Below are 20,257 nucleotides of genomic sequence, written 5' to 3' on the forward strand. Positions count from 1 at the left end.
TGACGCTGATCTGACGGATGGAAGGCTAGGAGCTGGCGACCGGCGCCTGGGTGGTCTCACGGACGACGAGACGTGTCGGCACGCGTTCGATCGTGCCACCCTCTCGTCCGCCGTCGAGAACCTCCATGAGCAGCTCCACGCCGCGAACGGCGGCAACGGCCAAGTCTTGGTGGACGGTCGTCAGCGCGCGCGACAAGAACGCCGCCTCCGGCACGTCGTCGAAACCGACGATGCTGATGTCCTCGGGCACACGTCGACCGGCCCGCTGAAGGGATCTCATCAGACCGATCGCCATGTGATCGTTCGCTGCGAACACCGCGGTCACCTCTGGTCGCTTCGCGAACTCAAGGCCAGCCTCGTAACCCGACGCAGCCGACCAGTCGCCTTCGATCGAGTCCGGAACGTCACGACCCGCGGCCTCGAGCGCTGCCTTCCACGCCTCTCGCCGGCGCTTGGACGAGGGCCATTCTTGCGGGCCCGCGATGTGATGGACCGTGGCATGTCCCAGCCCGAGCAGGTGCTCGACCGCTTCCTTGACTCCACCCGCTTCGTCGCTGCCGACGACAAGCTCGACGTCGGACAGATCAAGCGGTTCTGACAGGCTCAGCACCGGAATCGCTAGACCGTGTCGACGGTGTCGAAATGTTGATGTGGGTTCGTTCACGATGACCGCGTCGACGCCCTGGTCGAGGAGCAACGAGAGTCCGTTCTCCACCGAGTCGATGTCGACGTCGACCGTGTTGGCCAGTCGAAAGCCGTAGCCCGTGTTGCTCACGGCGCGCTCGGTGGCGAGCGTCAGCGAGGCAGGCCCGTACGCCGTGCTTCCCACGGTCAGGAGCCCGATCGTCCGCGTCCTGCCCAGCAACAACGATCGGGCCGCGATGTTTGGTCGGTAGCCGAGGGCGTCGATCGCATCCTTGACACGGGTGCGCGCCTCAGGGCTCACCCGCGGATCGTCGTTGACCACTCGCGAGACGGTCCGCTGCGAGACCCCGGCCGCGCGCGCCACGTCATTTCCCGAGACACCGCGAGCCCGTGCCGGCCGCGGCATGGGCGTGTGTGTCGCCGGGGCCGAAGAATCAGCAGACACGGGCGATGCACCACCCAGGGGGTGCGACGACGTCGTCGTCAGCACCCTGGTGCGGCTCGGTCGCGCGGCAGCGGATTGGGCAAGTCACGGTCTACGTATACAGCAGCGTCGTCACCTCGTTCGAGGCTCATCGATCGGAAGTCATCACGAAATGGTAACGGGGGTTGCGGCGCCGTGGCTACGTAGACATGCTCGGAGACACAGGGTGCACAAAGCCCCCATTCAGGTCGATTCGGAGCTGATGACGGGAGCCTTCCGGCCCTGCTGCGCACCACTGTTCTGACACTGCACGGCGTCAACACGTCCGTGCGTGGCACGAAGGCTCGGTCCCCGCTGATCACGAACCGGACAAGGATGTACCGGAATGCCAAGAGTCAATCGTTCGACGAGCGCCGCCCGGCGCTCGATCCGCCCACTCGCCGCAGCCTTCGTACTTGCTGGCGCCCTGGCTCTACCGGGGATCGCGCCCGCGAGTGCCGCCGACCCGGTGACCTTCGCGTCCCAGGTCGGCGGCACCTACAACGGCATGCCGGTCTTCGACGGCCAGCCCGGCCATCTCGATGCCTACCTCGACACGCTCATGGACTACGTCGGAATCGAAGGTGCGGTCCGTTACGCACACGGACAGCGCGGAGACTTCACGATCGTGTCCGGCCCCAACGTCGGCAGGGTCGTCCCCGGTGGCTCTCGCTTCGCCGAGGGTACGCAGGGTGTCTCGACCGACTTCCCGACCCAGTCGGCCATGGGTCAGACCTGGAACCAGAGCCTCGTCGGGCAGATCGGCACCGTCATCGGTGACGAGGGGCTCTACCAGGACAACTTTCTGAGCAGTATCAGCGACTTCAACCCAATGATCAGTGCGGCGTTGCAGGACATCCGGCCCAACCCCCTCAGCGGCCGCCTCGACGAGGGCTTCGCGGAGGACCCCCGGTTCGCCTCGGACATGATCGACCAGATCTCACGTGGCATCTCGGGGATCGATGAGTCGGGCAACGACCAGGGCTTCTGGACCAAGGCCATGATCGACACGAAGCACTACACGAGCTACGCCGCGCAGTGGTTCCGTCGTCCGGGCAGCAACGACGTCAGCTCCCGCGCGCTCATGGAGTACTGGTCGCTTCCGTCGCACAAGAGCATCGAGAGCGGCGCGATCGGTTCGATGCTGACCACCTACGGACGGACCAACGGCATCCCCAACATCGTCTCTCCGCTGATCACTCAGGCCGAGCACCTGTCGCCGTGGGGCGCTGACGGTGGCCTGTACACGACGCCCGACAACGGTGCCGAGCGCGAGCTGTACACGGACAACGCCTACAGCAACGGGTTCGACCTGCGATACACACCGAGCCCCGACACCGCGACCGCTCTCATGTCGATCGCCAACGCCGGCAGCATCGCCGTGAACGCAGGCGGAGTCAGCCCGCTGAATGCGGCTCTGATCACCCAGGTGCAGAACGGCACCTACGGCGTGACCACGGCGGACGTCTACCGCGTGGCCAAGACCCAGGTCCTGCCCCTGGTCCGCATGGGCTTGTTCAACGAGCGTGACGCCAACGGATATCCCAAGTTCTATCCGTTCCTGGGAAAGTCCGCGGCCAGCACGACGCCGCTCGACTCGACCTCGCCGGCGCACCAGCAGATCGCCCTGCAGTCCTCGCAGGAGAGCCTCGTCCTGCTGAAGAATGACAACAACATCCTGCCGCTGAGCAAGAGCGACAAGCTTGCCGTCGTCGGGCCGTACTCGGACACGCGGTTCAAGACGGCCTACGCGGTCGGCAACACGCCGCAGCTGCCTAACTCCGGCCTGACACCCGTCCAGGGCATCACGTCGGTATTCGGACCGGTCTCAGCGGCGAACGACGGCAACGTCGTTGCTCTCAAGTCGGTCGTGAACGGGCAGTACCTGACCCAGGGCGCCGGAGCCGCTCCGGCCCTGACCGCCAATGGCGCGGACGCGGCATCTGCCGCCACCTTCGAGGCCTTCGACTGGGGCCAGACCGCCTTCAGCTACCGGTCGACGATCAACAACCAGTGGCTCCAGTACGCGGCTAACGCCGTGAACGTCGGGGGCACCCAGGCTCTCGGCACCAGCTCGACCACCCTTCCCAACCGGATTCGGCCGCAGCTCAACACCGACGGAACGGTCTCTTTCGTTGTCGACAGCTACACCGAGTCGTTCGGCGGCGGCTTCGAGACGAGGTACTACACAAACGGCCGCTACCTGACCGTGGACCCGACGACCAACCAGGTCGGCGTTACGGCCGTGTTCGGTAACGCCGCGAACGCAGCGGCGCTCAACAGCCCGGCCACGAAGTTCGCTCAGGAGACTGTCCGCCAGACGGGTTCGCAGGCAGTCAAGTTCCGCGACGAGAACGGTGCGCAGTACGCCGTCGTCGTCGTCGGTGCAGCTGCTCGGAACAGCTCGGGGGAGGGCGCTGACCGGTCCGACCTGCACCTCGGTGCAAGCCAGTACCAGCTGGTCGAGAACGTGGCGAACACCTACCCGGGCAAGACGATCGTGGTGATCTCCTCCGCCACGCCGGTGATCGCCGCGGACATCCAGGCCAACCCGAAGATCGCGGGCATCGTGTACGCGCCATACAACGGCCAGTACGGCAACTACGCGCTCGGGCAGCTTCTCGGCGGCGACTTCGCACCCTCGGGTCGTCTGACCCAGTCGTGGTACGCGAGCATGGATGCTCTGCCCAAGCTCACCCAGTCCTCGATTCCTGAGGGTCGCAACGCGACCGTGAGCCTTGACGGCCTCGACCCCAGGTTCACCGTCGACATGACGAGCGCCGACCCGGTCGAGACCAAGCTCACCTACATGTACACGGACGCCCCGACGACGTACGAGTTCGGGTACGGCCTGTCGTACACCCAGTTCAAGTACAAGAACCTCACGGTGCAACCCGCCGGTCCGAGCTCCTACAAGGCGACCGTCGACGTCAAGAACACCGGGAACGTCGCCAGCCCCGAGGTCGTCCAGCTCTACGCCGCCAACCCCAAGGCCGCATACGGCACGGCCGCTCCGAAGGAGTCGCTCGTCGCGTTCAACAAGGTGACCATCCCGGCAGGAACCACCAAGACCGTCACCCTGACGTTCGGCGCGGACAAGCTGGCACTCTGGGACACCAACACCAACCAGCTCGCCGTCGAGGCGGGCCAGTACAGCTTCATGGCCGGTGGCTCAAGCAAGGATCTCCAGGTGAAGGCGAAGATCGCCGTGCCCGGGGTCGCCTTCGGCGCGACCGATGCGTTCACCGCACCGATCAACGTGTTCGACCACAGCTTTGACGCCTCGGACGTCACCTACCGCGAGGCATCGAAGCAGAACACGGTCACCGGTCTTCGCAACGACAGCATCGTGAACGGCTACTACGCCGTCATGTCGAGGGCCGCAGGCTCATGGACGGCCCTCAACGACGTCAACTTCAGCGGCGCGGACACGATCTCCCTCGCCGTCGCAGCGAAGGCCGCATCGTCGGTCGACGTCCGACTGGACAGCCCGGCCGGGCCGACGGTTGCCCATGTGTCGGCCGACGCCACCGGACCTACTCAGTACGTCATCCCCGGCACCACACCGGCCGGCGACATCCCCGTCTCCGAGACCGCCTACACCACCAAGACGGTCGACCTGACACAGAAGGTCAAGGGCACGCACGACGTGTACCTGGTCTTCGCAGCTCCAGACGTCCGAGTCCTCACGGCGCAGCTCGGGGTCGCCGTGCCGCCGGCGTTGGTGAACCTCGCCAAGCCGACGGTCGACAACGCCTCGCCTCGGGTCGGCGACGTCCTCACCGCAACCCCGGGGTCCTGGCAGCCCGCACCGACGAGCACCAAGTACCAGTGGCTCCGGGATGGTCAACCGATCACGGGCGGGATCCAGCGCACCTACCGCGTCGCTCAGGCTGATGCAGGGCACCAGCTCTCGGTCAGTGTGAGCGCGGCACTCAAGGGGTACACGACGACCACGGTCGCATCGGAGTCCACCGCACTGGTGAAGTCCCCGTTCGCGTACGTCGGCGAGGTGTACACCTCGACCAACGCGCCAAAGGTGGGCCTCCTGGTCTCCGCAGTGCTCAGCGGCAACGTGCCTCAGGGTGCGAGCGTCACGTACCAGTGGCTCCTCGATGGACAGCCCGTCGCGGGTGGGACCGCTGCTGGCTACAAGCCGATCGTCGGGGACATCGGACACCTGTTGTCGGTCACCGCAACAGTCGGCGCAGCCGGGTACGAGACCTCCGTGGTCGCGTCCGCCCAGACCAAGCAGGTCAAGCGCTGAAGCCGACCGACGGGTGCCCGCGGCGCCATGGCCGCGGGCGCCCGTCGATCCAGCTCGTCCGACTTGCTCGACAACGATCGGTGGCTGGGCTCCAGCTGCCGGCGCCTGCAACCGGACCGAGCTCTCCGGACGATCTGGAGTCGACGACCGCAACGATCTGATGGCGCTCGCCGGGCGATCTTGGTGTCTTTCCACGGCGGGAGGCGCCGCGTCACTTGAGCCATCGGTTTCGACACCGTCCGCCTGCGTCCGGCGTTGCACACGACATGCTGCATCCGTCCCGGATGGTGACAAGCGATCCCTGATCGGGGACGTGCGCCGCCGACCGGCCAGCGGAGCTTCTTCGTCGACACCGCCGAGTGAACCCTTGGTGGCGACACCAAAGAGAAGTGTCGACACCAAAGAGTGAACCTGTCGGCCCGCCGTCTCGTCTCAACTCATGTCGAGCCCACCGTGGGCTGCGGAGAAAGAGCACCGGAAGGCGAATTCAATGGCCCTGTTCATGGACGCCCACACCATCGAAGGCGGAGTCTCGGCAAGCGACGTCGCGTCCGCCCACCAGGCCGACCTGGCGACCCAGGACGCGTACGGCGTCAATTACGTGCGGTACTGGGTCGACGAGGCGGCGGGCAAGATCTTCTGCCTCGTCGAGGCACCGGACGCCGAGACCGCCTCCACCGTGCACCGCGAGGCCCATGGCCTCGTCGCCGACGAGATCTACTCCGTCGCGGAGGGTGCTTGACCCCAGGGGACAGGCAGCGACGCGGCCCCGTGCTGCGTCGCTGCCCGAGGGCCGCCGCGTCATGTCCCAGATAGAGCTCCTTGCGCGTCAAGGCCGGCCCGACGGGCTTGAGCACCGGGCACCTTCGCCAACGTGGCGAGTGCAGAACGCTCCCGCGCCGAGAGGACGCCCTTGGGTCGCTACGGCCACCGCGAGCACGGCGACGACGACTCCGGCAGTCCACAGCGCGACCGTGCCGCGGCTTCTCGTCTCGCCAGCCTGTCGGCCCGCGTCCTTCGTATCGGACGGGTCGACGCCGGGTGCGGCGCTGTCCCCAACCACCATGTCGACGAGGTCGACCCTGTCCATCCCCCTGCGGTGCCCATTCAGGGACCGTATTGGGTCGGCGATGTGCGGATCGCAGCAGATGCGGACGTTGAACCAGGACGGTCGCCCGTCCGTGTTCCCTCATAAGCGCACTCCCGTGCGCGCGAAGGGAGCGGATCATGCGTAGGCCCTCATCGCGACTGTGTTCGTCGCAGCACTTACCGTGGTGGGCGCTGCACCGGCACTCGCCGCCGCCAACCCGAGCGGGACCGGCCCGCCCAGTCAGGACTGCGGTGACCTGGGGACCTTCCCCGGCCACACGACCACGTCACCTGGCTCACCTTTCAACGAGGGTGTTGGCATCGGTGGGCTGCACTACACCGAGAAGTCGCAGTATGACGTCGCCTGTTTCCAGGTCGGCCATCACTGACCCGCAACGGCAGCCTGAACGCTGATCACTTCTGAGCGCCGACGAGGCGCTGACTCGAACTCTGTGTGAGGGCGAGTCAGCACCCGTCAGCCGCACTTGCGGACGTTTCTCAGCGCGTGAGACTGCGTCGCGCTGACGGAGCGCGGGAAAAGCCCCTCCCGACGCCGCAGCACACGCAGGTGCAGCCGCCATACGCTCCTCAGAGCTGGAGGCCGGCTCCTGCGTCGGTGCTTCCCCGAAGGCACCGACCGGGGCGCCAGCTCAGGTGATCGCACGAGTCCGGGTGCCGGGAAACGCGCGGCTCGGCGGCAATACCGGTGCACCTGGGCAACGTCGTCGAGCGCCGGATCGCTGTTCGCACCACCAGCGCAGCCGTGATGCTGGTCAAGGCGGTGGAGCCGACCTCACGATCTGGCGGCCGGCTCGATGGTCGTGTGTTCGAGCAGCTCGGCGACGACTTCCCCGGGGACGTCTTGCGCGGCTTTCGCGTTCGCCTCGACCTGTTGGGCTACCTCGACGCGCGCAGCCTGCCAAGCGGACCAGTGCCCGGATACCAGCGCCCACAGAGACAGGGCGGAGACGTAGACGACGGAGTCGAGCCACCCAGCGGCCATAGAGATCGGGATCATGATCAACCAGAAGACGGCGAGCCAACCGTTGACCCGTCGCATGAATACGGGGTCTCCTTGCACCATCGCCCACAACGACTTCACCATGTGTACTTCGGTCCTTCCTGAGCCTCTCGGGGCCGAGCGAGGAACGTTTGCCGGTGCAATTTTCCAGAGCGAGGACGGCGCTGAGTACACCCCAAAGGGTTAGGTGTAGTTGTGCGCCCGCTGGCAAACGGGATCGCCGATCGGGGGTGCGGCCACTCAGTGGCCGGCCGCCTCCCGATCCCCTCGGGCGTTCCTAGCCCGGGCGCGGCTCACGTGGCGCGCGCGGTGGGCCCCGGCCTGTGCCCGGTCACCGCAGCCTCGCATCCCGCACCAGAGCCGGCGACGGCCGTGCGAGGGGTCGAGGAACAGGCGGGTGCGGGCCCCGTCGGCACAGCGTCGACGAGTGACGCGAGAACTGTGTAGGCGACCGGGCGCACGCGAGCGCACGACGGAGGTCCGCGGTCGTGGCACCGGGCGGGGCGCTGAGACGCCCGGACTCGACGACCCAGCGGTCCAGCGCCGCCGGTGCGATGAACGGCGCGGCGGCTTGGGTGCGTTCAGGTCGCGGTCCGGCCCGACCTGGCGGCGTAGGCGCGCTTCATCTTGACTCGGTTGCCGCAGTCGATCATCGAGCACCAGCGGCCCGATCGATTCCGTGATGCGTCGTAGTACGCCCAACGGCACTCGTCGCGGGCGCAGACCTTCAGTCGCCCCCAGGTGTCGTCGGAACGAGCCCGGTCGACGATGTCGAGCAGCTCGGCGACGACCGTCGCCGCGGGGCGATGCTCGACGGGCAGGAGGGCCCGACGACCGTCGGCGTCGAACTGGGCGACCAGTGAGGTCGAGGCGAGGGCGGCGTTGAAGCGTGCGAGCACGTCGTGGTCGGGGGTGTGGCCGGCGTTGACGAGGAGGAGCTGCCGAAGTCCCTCGCGCACGGCGGCGACCTGCTCGAGGTCCGCGCGGCTCAGCTCGGGCGCCCGACGAGCGAGGCCGTGGTCGTGGAGCCAGTCGACCAGAGTCGCCGGTGAGGTCAGGCTCTCGGTGCCGGCCGCCAGGTCAGCCGAGTTGACGAAGTCCTTGACGACGAGCGCTGCCGCGGGGATCTCGGCGCGCACCGCCGCGTCGGCGCTGCCAACGTCTCTCATGACACCAGTGTAAGCCTGTGAGTGGTGTAACACCGGTAAACGGGTTTCACTGGTGTCCATGACCACGACCGAGGTACGAGCCGGCACCCGAGAGTGGATCGGGCTGACCGTCCTCGTCCTGCCGTGCCTGGTGGTGTCGATGGGCTCGAACGTCCTGCATCTCGCCCTGCCCGCGATCTCGGAAGCACTGGGACCGACCAACGAACAGCTGGTGTGGATCGTCGACGGCTACGTCTTCCTCCTCGCCGGCTCCCTGATGACCATGGGCGCGCTGGCCGACCGGATCGGTCGCCGACGGCTCCTGCTCGTGGGCGGGGGCGCTTACGGAGTGCTGTCGATCGTCGCGGCGTCGTCGTCGACGCCCTCGATGCTGATCGCCTCGCGGATGCTCCTCGGCGTCGCGGGTGCCACGCTCATGCCGTCCACGCTGTCGCTGATCCGGTCGATGTTCGAGGACCCCCGCCAGCGCAACACGGCGCTGGGTGTGTGGACCGCGAGCTTCGCGCTCGGCGGGGTGGTGGGTCCGCTCGTCGGCGGACTGCTGCTGGGCTCTTTCTGGTGGGGATCGGTGTTCCTGGTCGCTCCGCCGGTGATGGCGTTGCTCGTCGTCCTGGGCCCGCGGATGCTGCCGGAGTTCCGCGACGCGAGCGCCGCGCCTGTCGACTGGCAGAGCGCGGGGCTCTCACTGGCAGCCGTCCTGCTCCTCGTCTACGGGATCACTCAGCTCGCCGAGTCGGGCGTCGACCCTGGCGCGTTGGCAGCGCTCGTCGTCGGCTCCGCCGCCGGGGCGGCCTTTTCCCGGCGGCAACGGCGCCTGCCGTCGTTCGGGCTCGACCTCTTCCACCGCCGGAGCTTCAGCGTTCCCGTGATGATCAACGCGATCGCGTTCTTCGTCCTCTACGGGATGCAGTTCCTGCTGGCGCAGTATCTCCAGCTCGTCCTCGGCCTGTCGCCGTTGCAGGCGGGCCTGTGGAGCATCCCGTCGGCACTCGGGTATCTGATCGGGTCGGCGCTGGCACCGCAGGTCGCCAACCGATTGCGCCCCGGCGCCGCCCTGGGCGTGGGGCTCCTCGTCTCGGCGGTGGGGTTCGCGATGCTCGTGCCCGTGCCGGGCGGGGGAGGACTGCCTCTGTACGTCGCGGCCTCCGTCGTCCTCTCGGTCGGCCTGGCGCCCATCTATGTCGTCGCGACCGGGTTGGCCGTGGCCGCGGCACCGCAGCGGCAGGCCGGTAGGGCGTCCGCACTGCTCGAGACGTGCACCAACCTCGGGGGTGCGCTGGGTATCGCCGTCCTCGGTAGCGCGGCGGGTGTCGTGTACCGGACGCGGATGCCTCGGGACGAGCTCGCCGGCGCCTCGCAGGCAGCAGCGAAGACGCTCGGTCGGGCGGTGGAGGTCGCCCGAGACATGCCCAGCGCTGCTGCCGGTGAGCTGGTCGATGTCGCGCGTGGAGCCTTCGGCGCCGCGTTCCAGGTCACGCAGGCCCTGGGCGCGGGACTGCTCCTCGCGTCCGCTGCCGTGGTCCTGGTCCTGTTGCGTCGCCCGGCGAGCTGAGACACCCGCGACAGCGGGCCACGCCGACCGCCGGGACGCTTCCGGTTCTGGGCAGGACGTCGGCCGTACCGTGAACGAACTCGTGAGCACGGGGCTCCGTGAGGTCCGCAAGGTCGACGACGCCGTCCCGCGGTGACGGACCACCGCGTGCGTTGATGCCGGACACACCCGACGATGGACGTCGGCGTCGAGCACGGAGCGCCGGAGGCCGACTCGTCCCTTGAGGCATATATGGGCTCCTTCATCTTCGGTCGACTGCGACTCCTGATCGTCGTCGTCGTCCTGCTCCCCGTCGTCGCGACGATCTCTCGCAGGCTCGCGGACCGGCTCGAACGACGCCGGGGCGGCGTCTCGACCATCCCGTCCCGCGGGCTCCGGGTGGTTCAAGCGTCGGCCACCCGGGCACGCGCAATGCTGCGCTGACCGCCGCGTCACCGCGGGCTCCCTGGGAACGGCTGCGTTGGCTTACGGCTCGACGCGGACGCAGAAGACGTTGCCGTCGGGGTCGGCCAGCTCGACCGCATCGCCGTCGGTGGTGCTGAGCCGGCTGGCGCCGAGCGCGACGAGCCGTTCGATCTCTCCGGCGAGGTCTCCGTCGAGGACGGCGAGGTCGAGGCGCTGGCGCCCGCGGGCACGCTCGGACGCCGCGGGCTCGCCGCCCCACGAGACCTTGGTGCCGCCGCGCGGGGACTGGATGGCCGTCTCCTGGTCCTGGTCCCACACAAGAGGCCAGCCAAGCGCCTGCGCCCAGAACAGCCCGACGCTGCGGGGGCCGTCGCAGGTGAGCTCGCCCAGGAAGCCGCAGCCCGCCAGGAAGGCGTTGCCGGGCTCGATCACGCAGAACGCGTAGCCCTCGGGATCGGCGAGCACGACGTGTCCCTCTTCGGGGAGCTGTCCGACGTCGAGGTGGCTGGCACCGAGCTGGAGTGCTCGCGTGACGGTGTGCTGCTGGTCAGCCGGGCTCGCGCTGGTCAGATGGAGGTGGATCCGGTTGAGCTCGGAGGTCGTCGCCGCCCCGGTCGCGACGAACCGCAGCCCGAGCTGGGTCTCGGACGCCCGCAGCTGTTGACCTCGGGCGTCCTCGACGGACTCGCGTCCCAGGAGCTCGGCCCAGAAGCGCGCCAGGCGCGCAGGGTCCTCAGCGTCGACGGCCAGGGCCGTCAGTCGGCACGACACCCTCGTACGTTAGACAGGGTGCCGTCTTGGGCACACAGTTTTCGCACCACACGCGTCATCGCGACGGAGTAGTCGGAGAAGGCGCAGACGTCGTGCGTGCACGCCCGACGTCACGAGCCCTCAGACGGCGTGACGGGGGTCGTCTCGCCATCACGGCTGAAGACGGTGGTGACGTGCGCGTGCCCCTCCCCGTCGTCTCAGCTCCTAGCGGCCGTCTCGGCTCGCCTGGCGCCGCGCGCCGGCCGCCTGCGACGACGCGTCACGCTTCACGCCACCTGACGTCTTCTGGTGCGCGCGCGCGACTCCTGTGTCGCCCGGCGACGGCGGCGCGTCGTCGCTCCCCGGGCCGGTGGACCGATGTGCGCGTGCAGCCGCCAGGCGGCGAGCCTTGAGGTCTTCGGCCTCCTGACGCGCCACCGTCTCGAGGTGTCCGCTCACGCGAGCGAGAGCGTCCTCGAACACCTCGGCCTTCTGCGCGGCCTTCGTGTTCTTCGGGCGCGACTTGCCCCGCCCGCCGTGCTCGGCGACACCGGCGCTGGCCTGGCGACGGTAGTTGGTCTGGTACTTCTTGCGCGCGCGGCGGATGCGCGAGTGCAGAGTGATGAGGGCGTCCTCGTCGAGCTCCTGCATGCGCGCGGGCTCGGTCTCGCGGATCAGGTCCCGCTCGTCGTCGCGAAGAATTCCTAGCAACTCGTCCATCACAGACTCCCCGATCCGTCGACCACCCCGCTGTGGCCCGACAAAGTTCGAGATTAGCTCGCGCGCATCTTGATGGCTCGGTCTCGCGGTGTCCGACACCACGACGCGCATCCAGGCTAGATGCGGTCGCCGGGCTCGTCGACGTCGACGCCGTCGTCGTCGGGGTCGGGCTCCGGGTCCAGGAACGGGAGTCCGAGGACGTCCGTCTCGTCGTCGCCTTGCCGGCTCTCGTCCCGGGCCTCGTCGTCCGAGCGGAACGGGTTGTTGCTACCGGCGATCGGGTTGGGTGTCGTCTGGCTCATGGTGTCTCCGCAGGGTGAGGACGGGGGACCACGCTGCTCGAGCCCTCACGGCATGGGCCCGAGGGCTCGTTGCGCCGTGCTGACGATCATGCGTCCGCGGTCGCCGGCTCGCGACCGCTGGGGATGCGAGTCCTCGAGGTGGGTGCCACCGTCGATCGATGACACCTGTCGGGTACGCGTGGTCGACGTGGAGAGGAACGGACATGGCTGTGACCGCATTCGGAGACCTTCCCCTCGCCGACCGCGATCGTGCCTGGGATGGCGACGCCGCCGAGAAGCGGGTTCGCGACTGGGCCAAGGCGACGGACGAGCCGAACAAGAAGTACCGCGACGCGCACGTCTGGTACGACGCCGACGCCAAGGAGAACTTCACCGCCTACAAGCTGCTCATCGCGGACGTGATCGACGGCAGGCTCACGGCCGTCCCGCGCGGCGTCTTTTCAGCGGCGGCCGTGATGCAGGGCTCCCGCGGGGGCGTGGACGTGCCGGACAAGGACCGCGATCGGATCAAGAGCCACCTGGCGAAGTACTACGCCAAGCTCGACGAGACGCCTCCCTGGGACAACTGAGCGCCAACGCCTCAGTCAAGCTCCCCGCCGTGTGCGGGCCGTGCAGGCTCCCGTCACACGGAGCTCCGCGCCGCGTCGTGGTCGACGACTCCGACCTGCTCGCGGGCGAGGGAGCCGAGGGCGATGCAGCGTTGAAGCTCTGCGCGGAGCACGGGTTCCAGAGCCCCGGCTGCGACGATCGAGCCACAGATGGCGTCGGCGATGACGCGCAGCCGGATGTTGCGATGCTGAGAGATCATCGCGAGCGCCCGGAATGCGGTCTCGTGGTCGACGGCGAATGTCGACATGACGACGCCCTTGGCCTGGTCGATGACGGTACGGGACTCGAGCGCGAGGGCGAGCTGCCCGTTGACCTGGTCGGCGACGGCCCGGTTGCGCGACGTGGTGACGTCCACGGCGAGGCCGGTCGTCGCACCGTCAGACCCTCGGGCGACCGCGAGGGTGACGGTCCGTTCGTGGCCGGTGAGGTCGATGAGGCGATACTCGCACCCGGCGGGACCCTGCTCGGCGGCGATCATCACCCGCTCGACGAGCGTCCGGTCGTCGGGGTGGACGTGGCGGAGGAACACGGCCCCCGTCGGGACCACGTCGCCCGGCCGCATCCCGTGCAGGGTGAACATGTCGTCGGTCCAGCTCCATGGATCACCCATGGACGTGAAGCTGAACCGACCTGTGAGGGCCGGCGACGGCCCTCGAACTTCGCTGGGGCGCTCCATGAGATTCCTTGCCGGACGCGCGGTCCCGCGGGCGCGGCGCCATCCTCCGGGTGCGAGCGTCGTGGTCGCGTCCACGGCGGAGGCTGCGATGCGGGGTGCGCATTCCATCTGTCCGCGGCTGCGCCCGGGGCGCGACCACAACCCATGCCCGGCGACGTTTCCTGTCCCGAGCGACGATTGCGGGCCGACGTGTCGGCCCGGTACGGGGAGGCTAGGCCAGCGACGCCGGGCTCGCCACTCGACCGTTCCCTGGCCGCCTACGAACGCTCGCGGAACGTGTCTGCCGTGCGGGGAGCACTCCCGCTGACAGTTTCGACGATGGTGGCCGCCACGTCCCTGAGCTTCGACTTGCGGTGGCGCGACGCGCTGCGCAGGATCTCCATCGCCTGCTCGGGATCGCAGCGGTTCTCGGCCATCACGACGCCGATCGCCTGGTCGATCACTGCCCGGGACACAAGTGACGCCCGAAGGTCGGCATTCAGCTCAGCCTGGTCGGCGCTGCGCAGGCAGAGGGTCACGGCGCGCGCGATCTCGTCGGCGTACATCTGCGCGACATCGATCGCGGCCTCGTCCCAGGCGTCCGCGTGGTCCGCATAGAGGTTCAGCGCGATCTGCACACCGGGGCGAACTTCGCGGGGGACCGCAGCCGCCGATCCATAACCGCTCGCCCGTGTCACCGCGCGCCACTCAGGCCACCGGAGCTCATGGTCGAGGTTCGGGACGTGCACGACCCGCCCCAGGTCGATGGAGCTCAAGCAGGGCCCGTCGTCCGCCGCGTACTCGACGTGGTCGCACTCGGCTGCGCGGGGATCGCTGGCGGCGACCAGAGTGGGACGACCATCACGCTGCAGCGTGATCGTCGCCGAGGTCGCCGGCCCGACATGGTGGGCGGCGGCCTGCGCCACCCCGTCGAGGAACTCCTCGACCGACGGGGTGGCGAGGAGCAGGTCCTGCAGAGCCGACATCGCAGCGGACCGCACGGCCTCGTCCATCGCCCGCTGCTCCCCGTTGGCTCGCACGCTCCACCTTCGACCACATCCGTCCCGGCCGCACGTCGTGCGGTCATCCGGAGGCCCGGACCGTCGGCAGCACGGCCGATGGCGACCTGCCCGAGGGAGTGCCGCTCGGTCCGGAGATCGCTGATCGCCACGTCTAGCTTCGACGTGCGAACCGCCTGCGCGGGGTACACGATCCGTCTCAACGGTCGAGCAGCCGGCCGCCTGCGATGGCCGTCAGGCCGTCGTCCGTCGAAAGGAAGAGCTCGTGGCTCTCTGGTTGATCCTCATCCTCGTCGCCGTCGTGATGGTCGTGCTCGGCGTCGCTGTCGCCGCCGCGAAGGTCCTGCTCTGGATCGGCATCGCCCTGCTGGTCATCAGCATCATCGGCTGGCTCGTCGGTCGGGGCCGCTCACGCGCGTGAGGCCGCCGCGCCGCGGTTCGTAGGTCAGGCGCCCACGCGTCGGCTGACCACCTTGCCGAGCTCGGTGAGCAGGAAGACGCCGACGGCGGCGACCAGGACGATCGCCCAGTCGCCGAGCTGCAACGGCGCGGACTCGAACCACGAGTGCATGAACGGCGCGTAGGTGAACACCAGCTGCAGCGCGACGAGCGCGCCGGCGGCGATCCAGATGAGGTTGTTGCCGGTCAGAGCGCGGGTCGTGATGCTCGACGAGCCCAGGAACCGGCACGTGAAGAGGTAGGCGAGCTGGCCGAACGCGAGCATGGCGACGGCGGCGGTCTGCGCTCGGCCGTCGTCGGCGCCGATGCCCTTCTCGAGCAGGAAGATCCCGAGGGTCGCTCCGCCGATGACGGCCGAGGCGAACAGGATGAGCACGAGAGCGCTGCGTGAGACCACGTGCTCGCCGGGAGCGCGGGGGGGACGGGACATCACGTTCGGCTCCGCGGGTTCGCCGGCGAGCGCGAGCGACAGCGTGACGGCCGTGACCAGGTTGACCCACAGGATCTGCACCGGGGAGAGGGGCAGGGCGAGGCCGGCCAGCACGGCGACCAGGATCACCAGGGACTGCGCACCGTTCGTCGGGAGCAGGAAGACGACCGACTTGCGGATGTTGTCGTAGATCCTGCGCCCCTCCTCGACGGCCCGCTCGATCGTCGCGAAGTTGTCGTCGGCCAGGACGATGTCGGCGGCCTCCTTGGTCGCCTCGGTGCCCTTGATCCCCATCGCGATGCCGACGTCTGCACGGGTCAGCGCGGGTGCGTCGTTGACCCCGTCGCCGGTCATCGCGACGACCTCGCCGTGCGACTGCAAGGCGCGCACGATCCGGATCTTGTGCTCGGGCGACGTGCGGGCGAAGACCTCGACGTGCTGCACCTGTCGGCGCAGCTCCTCCTGGGACATCGCCTCGAGCTGTGTGCCGGTCAGCGCCTCGACGCTCCCGTCGCCCACGATCCCCATCTCGCGGGCGATCGCGACGGCCGTGCCGGCGTGGTCGCCGGTGATCATCTTGACGCCGATCCCCGCGCGGTGGCAGTCCGCGATCGCCTGGATGGCCTCCGGGCGCGGGGGATCCACGATGCCGACGACGCCGAGGAACTCGAGCTCGTGCCCGACCTCCTCGAGCACACCGTCCTCGGCGGCTGCGGCCGGTCGGCGGGCGGCCGCGAGGACGCGCAGCCCCTGGCCGCCGAGCTCGTCGACGACGGCGTCCCAGCGTTCCCGGTCCAGGGGCGCAGGTCCGGCGGCGGTGCGCTGGGCGGTGCACCGGTCGAGCAGACGATCCGGGGCGCCCATCACGTGCACGCGTGCGGTGCCGTCGAGGAGCTCGTCGAGCGTGGCCGAGTACTTGGTGGCGGACTCGAACGGCACGGTGGCCCGGCGGACGACGCCGTCCGCGCGTGCACCGGCCTTGCGGGCCAGGACCACCATGGCGCCCTCGGTCGGCTGGCCGACGAGCACCCAGTGCTCACCCTCACGTGCGAGCTGGGCGTCCGGTACCAGCGCGGCGACGTCCACGAGCGCCTCGAGGTCGAGGTGATGATCGAGATCGGCCGGCGCACCGTCGATGCGCACGTCTCCCACGGGGGCGTAGCCGATGCCGTCGACCGTGTACGTGCCGGAGTCGGTCACGACGGTGCGCGCGGTCATCTCGTTGCGGGTCAGCGTGCCGGTCTTGTCCGAGCAGATCGTGGTCACGGAGCCCAGACCCTCGACCGACGTGAGCTTCCGCGTGATGGCGTGGCGGCGGGCCATCTGCTGAACCCCGAGCGCCAGGGTGATGGTGACGAGCGCCGGCAGGCCCTCCGGCACGGCGGCGACCGCGAACCCGATCGCCGCGGAGACGAGCTCGTCGAGCGCGAAGTCGTGGATGACCCGCCCGATGACGAGCATCAGCGCAGCCATCCCGAGGATCAGCCAGGACAGCTGTTTGCCCAGCCGCGCGAGCTGACGGGTCAGCGGCGTCTCGAGGTGGTCCACGCCGGCGACGAGCGACTGGATCCTGCCGATCTCGGTGTGCGAGCCGGTCGCCGTCACGACACCGAGGCCGCGGCCCGTCGTGACGATCGTGCCCGAGTAGAGCATGCACGAACGGTCACCGACCCCGGCGTCCGTCCCGACCGCCTCCACCGACTTGGCAGAGGCGACCGACTCCCCGGTCAGTGCCGCCTCCTCGACCTGGAGATTCGTCGCCTCGAGGAGCCGCACGTCGGCCGGCACCTTGTCGCCGGAGCGGACCCGCACCACATCGCCAGGCACGAGCTCCTGGCTGTCGGTCTCCCGCCAGCTGCCACCCCGCAGGGTGTGAGCGTCGAGCGAGAGCATCGTCGACAGCCCCGCGAGCGCGGCGTCGGCCCGCCCTTCCTGGACGAAACCGACCAAGGCGTTGACCAGGGCGACCGCGAGGATCACCGCGAAGTCGACCCACTCGCCCAGGAACGCCTTGAGCACGGCCGCGGCCAGCAGGATGTAGATGAGGATGTCGTCGAAGTGGGACAGGAATCGCAGGACCGGGTGCTGACGCGGCGGCTCGGGCAGGCGGTTCGGTCCGACCTCGTCGAGCCGCGCGGCGGCCTGGGCGTCGGTCAACCCGTCCGCCGACGACCCCAGCAGGGCAAGAACCGCTCCCGGCTCCTCGGCGAACGCCTGAGTTCCCTCGTACGGCCGCGCCACGACGTCGAGAACGTTGTCCACTCCCGCACGATAGCGGCCCCCGCGGAGCACCGGCAGGGCCCGCGGCGCCGAGCACATGACGCTCGCCGTGCGGGCCGACACCCCGGAAGCCTAGGCTCGGCCGGAGGGGGAGGAACGGGGAACGAGCCGTGCAGGGGAACGAGATCGCCGAGATCCTGGGCCGACCGATCAGCCAGGAGATGCTGGCGCGCGACCTGGCCCGTCTGGCCTACGTCGCCCGGGACGGCACGCCGCGCACCATCCCGATCGGGTTCAGCTGGAACGGTTCGACCCTGGTGCTGTGCACACCGCCCAACGCGCCGAAGGTGCCGGCCCTGCGCGCGAACCCGGCCGTCGCGCTCACCATCGACACGGAGTCGCACCCGCCGAAGATCCTGCTGATCCGGGGCCGTGCGGAGCTTGACCCCGTGGACGGGATCCCCGACGAGTTCCTCGAGGCGAACACGACGTACGACATGACGGCCGAGCAGCGGATCGAGTGGGAGGCGGAGGTGCGCTCGCTCTACCGCGACGGCATGGTCCGGATCGTCGTGACCCCGACGTGGGCCAAGCTGATCGACTTCGAGACCACCCTGCCCGTCGCGGTCGAGGAGCTCGTTCGCCAGCGCGAAGCCGGTCAGCGCGACTGAGTGCCGCGCCCGCGGGGGACTGCAGCCGTCGTCCGATCTCGACCGGCAACGTCCTCTGGCACCACGAAGGGCCGGATGCCCGCGGCGACCGCGACCTCTCGATAGGCGGCGGCCAGGTCCGCGAGGGTGGAGTGCCGGTTCAGGCCGCTGGGGTTCGGCACCACCCACACCGCCACGCCCGCGCCCAGCGGGTCCGGCTGACGACCGAGGGTCGCCGCGGGTGTCGCGAACGCCGTCCGGTACGCGGTGATGCCGAGCATCGCCACGGCTACCGGCGCGATCCGACGGACGCGCGCCGCGAGGTCCTGTGCACCCGCGACGAGCTGTGCCGCGGTGAGCTCGTCGGCGCGGGCCGACGCGCCGGCCACGAGCGAGGTGATGCCGACGCCGCGTTCGCGCAGGTGGGCGAGGTCCTCGGGGCGGAAGCCCGCCGACGCATCGATCAGGCGGTCGACGACTCCCGCCCGGTACAGCGCGGGGAAGAACCGGTTGGTCCCGCCGCCACCGAAGTGCGCCTGGACGGCGGCGGCGCGCAGACCGGGGTTGACGCCGACGAAGAGCAGCCGGGTCGGGTCAGCGAGCAGGTCGGGAAGGGTCCGCCCGCGGAAGGACTCGAGGGTGGACCGGTCGAGCTTCACGGCCGAACCCCAGACGGGTCAGCTCGACCGGCGGGCCCGGAAGTCGTCCGCGATCTGCTGTGCCTGCGCGATGACCAGGCGGCGGTAGTCGTCGTAGAGGCGGGCGATGCGGTCGTTGTCGGCATCCGGCGCGTCCTGGGCGCGGTTCCACTCGCGCTTGGCGGCGCGGATGTCGTCGTCGGTCACGTCGACGGTCCAGGCGAGGTTCACGCTGTCGTTCTCCACGAGATCCATCGTGCGGGTTGACAAGGAGTCATACCCGGTTCTGGCGCGACCTTCACCCGCGTTGTCACCCGACCTGATGGACTTGCGACAATCGGGAACAATTCGGACGGGTGGCGCGTAGCGCTCAACTGTCCAGGCGAGCGGCGACGTCGGCCGGGAAACCGCCCGTCGCGATCGGTCCCCAGCGCGTCGGCGTGATGCGGATCAGCGACTTGCCCTGCACGCGCATGGCCGCGCGGTACTCGTCCCAGTCGGGGTGCTCGCCCGCGATGCACCGGTAGTAGTCGACCAGGGCGTCCTCGGCCTGCGGCATGTGCAGCACCTCCGCGTCACCGTCCACCTGGACCCAGGCGCCGCCGAAGTCGTCGGACAGGACGCAGACCGTGACCTGCGGGCGGCGCTCGGCGTTGAGCCCCTTGGCGCGGCCGGGGTAGGTCGAGACGACGAGCCGACCCCGGTCGTCGACGCCACCGCTCACGGGCGAGATCTGGGGCCGCCCGTCCGTGCGGGTGGTGACCAGGACGTAGTGGTGCCGGTCTCGCACGAAGTCGAGGAGCTCGGTCAGGTCGACGGTGCGGGTGGTCGCGATGGATCGGGGCATGGACTCACCGTAGAAGACGACGTGTCGGGCCGTCGCGGCGTGCGCCCGGGTTGGAACCCGGCGCAACCCTGACCTCAGGCGGTCACCGCTGCGCGCGGTCGGCGCCACTCCAGACGCGCAAGGATGCCCAGCACCAGCGCCACCAGCGCCGTTCCCGCGACGATGAGCCACTCGAGCGACCCGCTGCCCTCGTCGGGGTCGACGTGGAACACCTCCTCGATCCACTCGCGGGAGATCAGGGTCACGACGAACAGGATGAACGCCGCCGCCGCGACGACGACGAACACCCAGAAGCGGGCCCGGACAGGTGTGCTGGTGGACATGCAGGTTCTCCCTCGGTGATTGGG

General features: G+C 69.3%; 21 protein-coding genes. 7 read left to right on the plus strand and 14 right to left on the minus strand.

Annotation, left to right across the window (positions count from 1 at the left end):
• Nucleotides 1-25: 25 nt before the first annotated feature.
• Nucleotides 26-967, minus strand: a complete 942-nt coding sequence (locus ACPPVS_RS08790; RefSeq protein ID WP_426595689.1) for a substrate-binding domain-containing protein — start codon at nt 965-967, stop codon at nt 26-28.
• Nucleotides 968-1,577: 610 nt separating this feature from the next.
• Here ACPPVS_RS08790 and ACPPVS_RS08795 point away from each other — a divergent pair.
• Both ACPPVS_RS08795 and ACPPVS_RS08800 read left to right on the plus strand, forming a co-directional pair.
• Complete coding sequence (locus ACPPVS_RS08795) at nt 1,578-5,375, plus strand: glycoside hydrolase family 3 C-terminal domain-containing protein (protein WP_426595690.1); 3,798 nt, start codon at nt 1,578-1,580, stop codon at nt 5,373-5,375.
• Nucleotides 5,376-5,865: 490 nt separating this feature from the next.
• Entirely contained in the window at nt 5,866-6,117 is a 252-nt protein-coding gene (locus ACPPVS_RS08800) for a DUF4242 domain-containing protein (RefSeq protein WP_426595692.1), read from the plus strand.
• Between the two features lie 1,140 nt (nt 6,118-7,257).
• On the opposite strand, the gene ACPPVS_RS08805 is transcribed toward ACPPVS_RS08800, so the two are convergent.
• The 3 genes from ACPPVS_RS08805 to ACPPVS_RS08815 all read right to left on the minus strand — a co-directional run bounded on the left by ACPPVS_RS08805 (nt 7,258) and on the right by ACPPVS_RS08815 (nt 8,654).
• Nucleotides 7,258-7,569 (minus strand): hypothetical protein, encoded by a 312-nt coding sequence (locus ACPPVS_RS08805; RefSeq protein ID WP_426595693.1) that lies wholly within the window; start codon nt 7,567-7,569, stop codon nt 7,258-7,260.
• Nucleotides 7,570-7,725: 156 nt separating this feature from the next.
• On the minus strand, nt 7,726-8,145 hold the full coding sequence (locus ACPPVS_RS08810; protein WP_426595695.1) for a CGNR zinc finger domain-containing protein: 420 nt from the start codon (nt 8,143-8,145) through the stop codon (nt 7,726-7,728).
• Nucleotides 8,067-8,654 (minus strand): CGNR zinc finger domain-containing protein, encoded by a 588-nt coding sequence (locus ACPPVS_RS08815; RefSeq protein ID WP_426595696.1) that lies wholly within the window; start codon nt 8,652-8,654, stop codon nt 8,067-8,069. Before ACPPVS_RS08815 ends, ACPPVS_RS08810 begins: the two co-directional genes overlap by 79 nt.
• A gap of 58 nt (nt 8,655-8,712) precedes the next feature.
• Here ACPPVS_RS08815 and ACPPVS_RS08820 point away from each other — a divergent pair, with 58 nt between their 5' ends.
• Together ACPPVS_RS08820 and ACPPVS_RS08825 are read left to right on the plus strand one after the other, a co-directional pair.
• Entirely contained in the window at nt 8,713-10,206 is a 1,494-nt protein-coding gene (locus ACPPVS_RS08820) for an MFS transporter (protein ID WP_426595698.1), read from the plus strand.
• Between the two features lie 174 nt (nt 10,207-10,380).
• Nucleotides 10,381-10,629: a hypothetical protein gene (locus ACPPVS_RS08825; protein WP_426595699.1), complete on the plus strand. Its 249-nt coding sequence runs from the start codon at nt 10,381-10,383 to the stop codon at nt 10,627-10,629.
• A 42-nt stretch (nt 10,630-10,671) separates the two neighbouring features.
• Here ACPPVS_RS08825 and ACPPVS_RS08830 read toward each other — a convergent pair whose 3' ends face one another.
• The 3 genes from ACPPVS_RS08830 to ACPPVS_RS08840 all read right to left on the minus strand — a co-directional run bounded on the left by ACPPVS_RS08830 (nt 10,672) and on the right by ACPPVS_RS08840 (nt 12,383).
• The gene (locus ACPPVS_RS08830) at nt 10,672-11,382 is read right to left on the minus strand and encodes a VOC family protein (protein WP_426595700.1); all 711 of its coding nucleotides are present in this window, start codon (nt 11,380-11,382) and stop codon (nt 10,672-10,674) included.
• 204 nt (nt 11,383-11,586) lie between these two features.
• Nucleotides 11,587-12,081, minus strand: a complete 495-nt coding sequence (locus ACPPVS_RS08835) for a hypothetical protein (RefSeq protein WP_426595701.1) — start codon at nt 12,079-12,081, stop codon at nt 11,587-11,589.
• Between the two features lie 116 nt (nt 12,082-12,197).
• A complete protein-coding gene (locus tag ACPPVS_RS08840; RefSeq protein ID WP_426595702.1) occupies nt 12,198-12,383 on the minus strand; it encodes a hypothetical protein in 186 nt (61 codons plus the stop codon).
• A 203-nt stretch (nt 12,384-12,586) separates the two neighbouring features.
• Here ACPPVS_RS08840 and ACPPVS_RS08845 point away from each other — a divergent pair, with 203 nt between their 5' ends.
• Nucleotides 12,587-12,952 carry a hypothetical protein gene (locus ACPPVS_RS08845; protein WP_426595703.1) on the plus strand — a complete coding sequence of 122 codons (366 nt, stop codon included), beginning with the start codon at nt 12,587-12,589 and terminating at the stop codon, nt 12,950-12,952.
• Between the two features lie 53 nt (nt 12,953-13,005).
• Here ACPPVS_RS08845 and ACPPVS_RS08850 read toward each other — a convergent pair whose 3' ends face one another.
• Together ACPPVS_RS08850 and ACPPVS_RS08855 are read right to left on the minus strand one after the other, a co-directional pair.
• Nucleotides 13,006-13,602 carry a PAS and ANTAR domain-containing protein gene (locus ACPPVS_RS08850; protein WP_426595704.1) on the minus strand — a complete coding sequence of 199 codons (597 nt, stop codon included), beginning with the start codon at nt 13,600-13,602 and terminating at the stop codon, nt 13,006-13,008.
• Between the two features lie 323 nt (nt 13,603-13,925).
• Nucleotides 13,926-14,687: a GAF and ANTAR domain-containing protein gene (locus ACPPVS_RS08855; RefSeq protein ID WP_426595706.1), complete on the minus strand. Its 762-nt coding sequence runs from the start codon at nt 14,685-14,687 to the stop codon at nt 13,926-13,928.
• Nucleotides 14,688-14,931: 244 nt separating this feature from the next.
• On the opposite strand from ACPPVS_RS08855, the gene ACPPVS_RS08860 reads away from it, so the two are divergent.
• Nucleotides 14,932-15,087, plus strand: coding sequence for a hypothetical protein (locus ACPPVS_RS08860; RefSeq protein ID WP_426595707.1), 156 nt, complete (start codon nt 14,932-14,934; stop codon nt 15,085-15,087).
• A gap of 24 nt (nt 15,088-15,111) precedes the next feature.
• On the opposite strand, the gene ACPPVS_RS08865 is transcribed toward ACPPVS_RS08860, so the two are convergent.
• Nucleotides 15,112-17,874, minus strand: a complete 2,763-nt coding sequence (locus ACPPVS_RS08865) for a cation-translocating P-type ATPase (RefSeq protein ID WP_426595927.1) — start codon at nt 17,872-17,874, stop codon at nt 15,112-15,114.
• Nucleotides 17,875-17,945: 71 nt separating this feature from the next.
• On the opposite strand from ACPPVS_RS08865, the gene ACPPVS_RS08870 reads away from it, so the two are divergent.
• On the plus strand, nt 17,946-18,446 hold the full coding sequence (locus ACPPVS_RS08870) for a pyridoxamine 5'-phosphate oxidase family protein (RefSeq protein ID WP_426595708.1): 501 nt from the start codon (nt 17,946-17,948) through the stop codon (nt 18,444-18,446).
• Here the strand turns inward: ACPPVS_RS08870 and ACPPVS_RS08875 are convergent.
• The 4 genes from ACPPVS_RS08875 to ACPPVS_RS08890 all read right to left on the minus strand — a co-directional run bounded on the left by ACPPVS_RS08875 (nt 18,434) and on the right by ACPPVS_RS08890 (nt 20,233).
• Nucleotides 18,434-19,084, minus strand: a complete 651-nt coding sequence (locus ACPPVS_RS08875) for a mismatch-specific DNA-glycosylase (RefSeq protein ID WP_426595709.1) — start codon at nt 19,082-19,084, stop codon at nt 18,434-18,436. The two genes, ACPPVS_RS08870 and ACPPVS_RS08875, sit on opposite strands and share 13 nt — an antisense overlap.
• Nucleotides 19,085-19,102: 18 nt before the next feature.
• Nucleotides 19,103-19,309 carry a hypothetical protein gene (locus ACPPVS_RS08880; protein WP_426595710.1) on the minus strand — a complete coding sequence of 69 codons (207 nt, stop codon included), beginning with the start codon at nt 19,307-19,309 and terminating at the stop codon, nt 19,103-19,105.
• Between the two features lie 124 nt (nt 19,310-19,433).
• Complete coding sequence (locus ACPPVS_RS08885) at nt 19,434-19,910, minus strand: PPOX class F420-dependent oxidoreductase (protein ID WP_426595711.1); 477 nt, start codon at nt 19,908-19,910, stop codon at nt 19,434-19,436.
• Between the two features lie 74 nt (nt 19,911-19,984).
• Entirely contained in the window at nt 19,985-20,233 is a 249-nt protein-coding gene (locus ACPPVS_RS08890) for a hypothetical protein (RefSeq protein WP_426595712.1), read from the minus strand.
• Nucleotides 20,234-20,257 lie beyond the last annotated feature (24 nt).

Source organism: Cellulomonas sp. McL0617, from assembly GCF_049994875.1.
Lineage (GTDB): Bacteria > Actinomycetota > Actinomycetes > Actinomycetales > Cellulomonadaceae > Cellulomonas.

What these genes read in the sequence shown, in the direction of transcription:
- ACPPVS_RS08800 (WP_426595692.1), top strand. Translation starts at nt 5,866, where the DNA reads ATGGCCCTGTTCATGGACGCCCACACCATCGAAGGCGGAGTCTCGGCA.
- ACPPVS_RS08865 (WP_426595927.1), bottom strand. Translation starts at nt 17,874, where the DNA reads ATGTGCTCGGCGCCGCGGGCCCTGCCGGTGCTCCGCGGGGGCCGCTAT.
- ACPPVS_RS08825 (WP_426595699.1), top strand. Translation starts at nt 10,381, where the DNA reads ATGGACGTCGGCGTCGAGCACGGAGCGCCGGAGGCCGACTCGTCCCTT.
- ACPPVS_RS08835 (WP_426595701.1), bottom strand. Translation starts at nt 12,081, where the DNA reads ATGGACGAGTTGCTAGGAATTCTTCGCGACGACGAGCGGGACCTGATC.
- ACPPVS_RS08820 (WP_426595698.1), top strand. Translation starts at nt 8,713, where the DNA reads ATGACCACGACCGAGGTACGAGCCGGCACCCGAGAGTGGATCGGGCTG.
- ACPPVS_RS08805 (WP_426595693.1), bottom strand. Translation starts at nt 7,569, where the DNA reads ATGGTGAAGTCGTTGTGGGCGATGGTGCAAGGAGACCCCGTATTCATG.
- ACPPVS_RS08815 (WP_426595696.1), bottom strand. Translation starts at nt 8,654, where the DNA reads ATGAGAGACGTTGGCAGCGCCGACGCGGCGGTGCGCGCCGAGATCCCC.
- ACPPVS_RS08890 (WP_426595712.1), bottom strand. Translation starts at nt 20,233, where the DNA reads ATGTCCACCAGCACACCTGTCCGGGCCCGCTTCTGGGTGTTCGTCGTC.
- ACPPVS_RS08845 (WP_426595703.1), top strand. Translation starts at nt 12,587, where the DNA reads ATGGCTGTGACCGCATTCGGAGACCTTCCCCTCGCCGACCGCGATCGT.
- ACPPVS_RS08850 (WP_426595704.1), bottom strand. Translation starts at nt 13,602, where the DNA reads ATGGGTGATCCATGGAGCTGGACCGACGACATGTTCACCCTGCACGGG.
- ACPPVS_RS08885 (WP_426595711.1), bottom strand. Translation starts at nt 19,910, where the DNA reads ATGCCCCGATCCATCGCGACCACCCGCACCGTCGACCTGACCGAGCTC.
- ACPPVS_RS08840 (WP_426595702.1), bottom strand. Translation starts at nt 12,383, where the DNA reads ATGAGCCAGACGACACCCAACCCGATCGCCGGTAGCAACAACCCGTTC.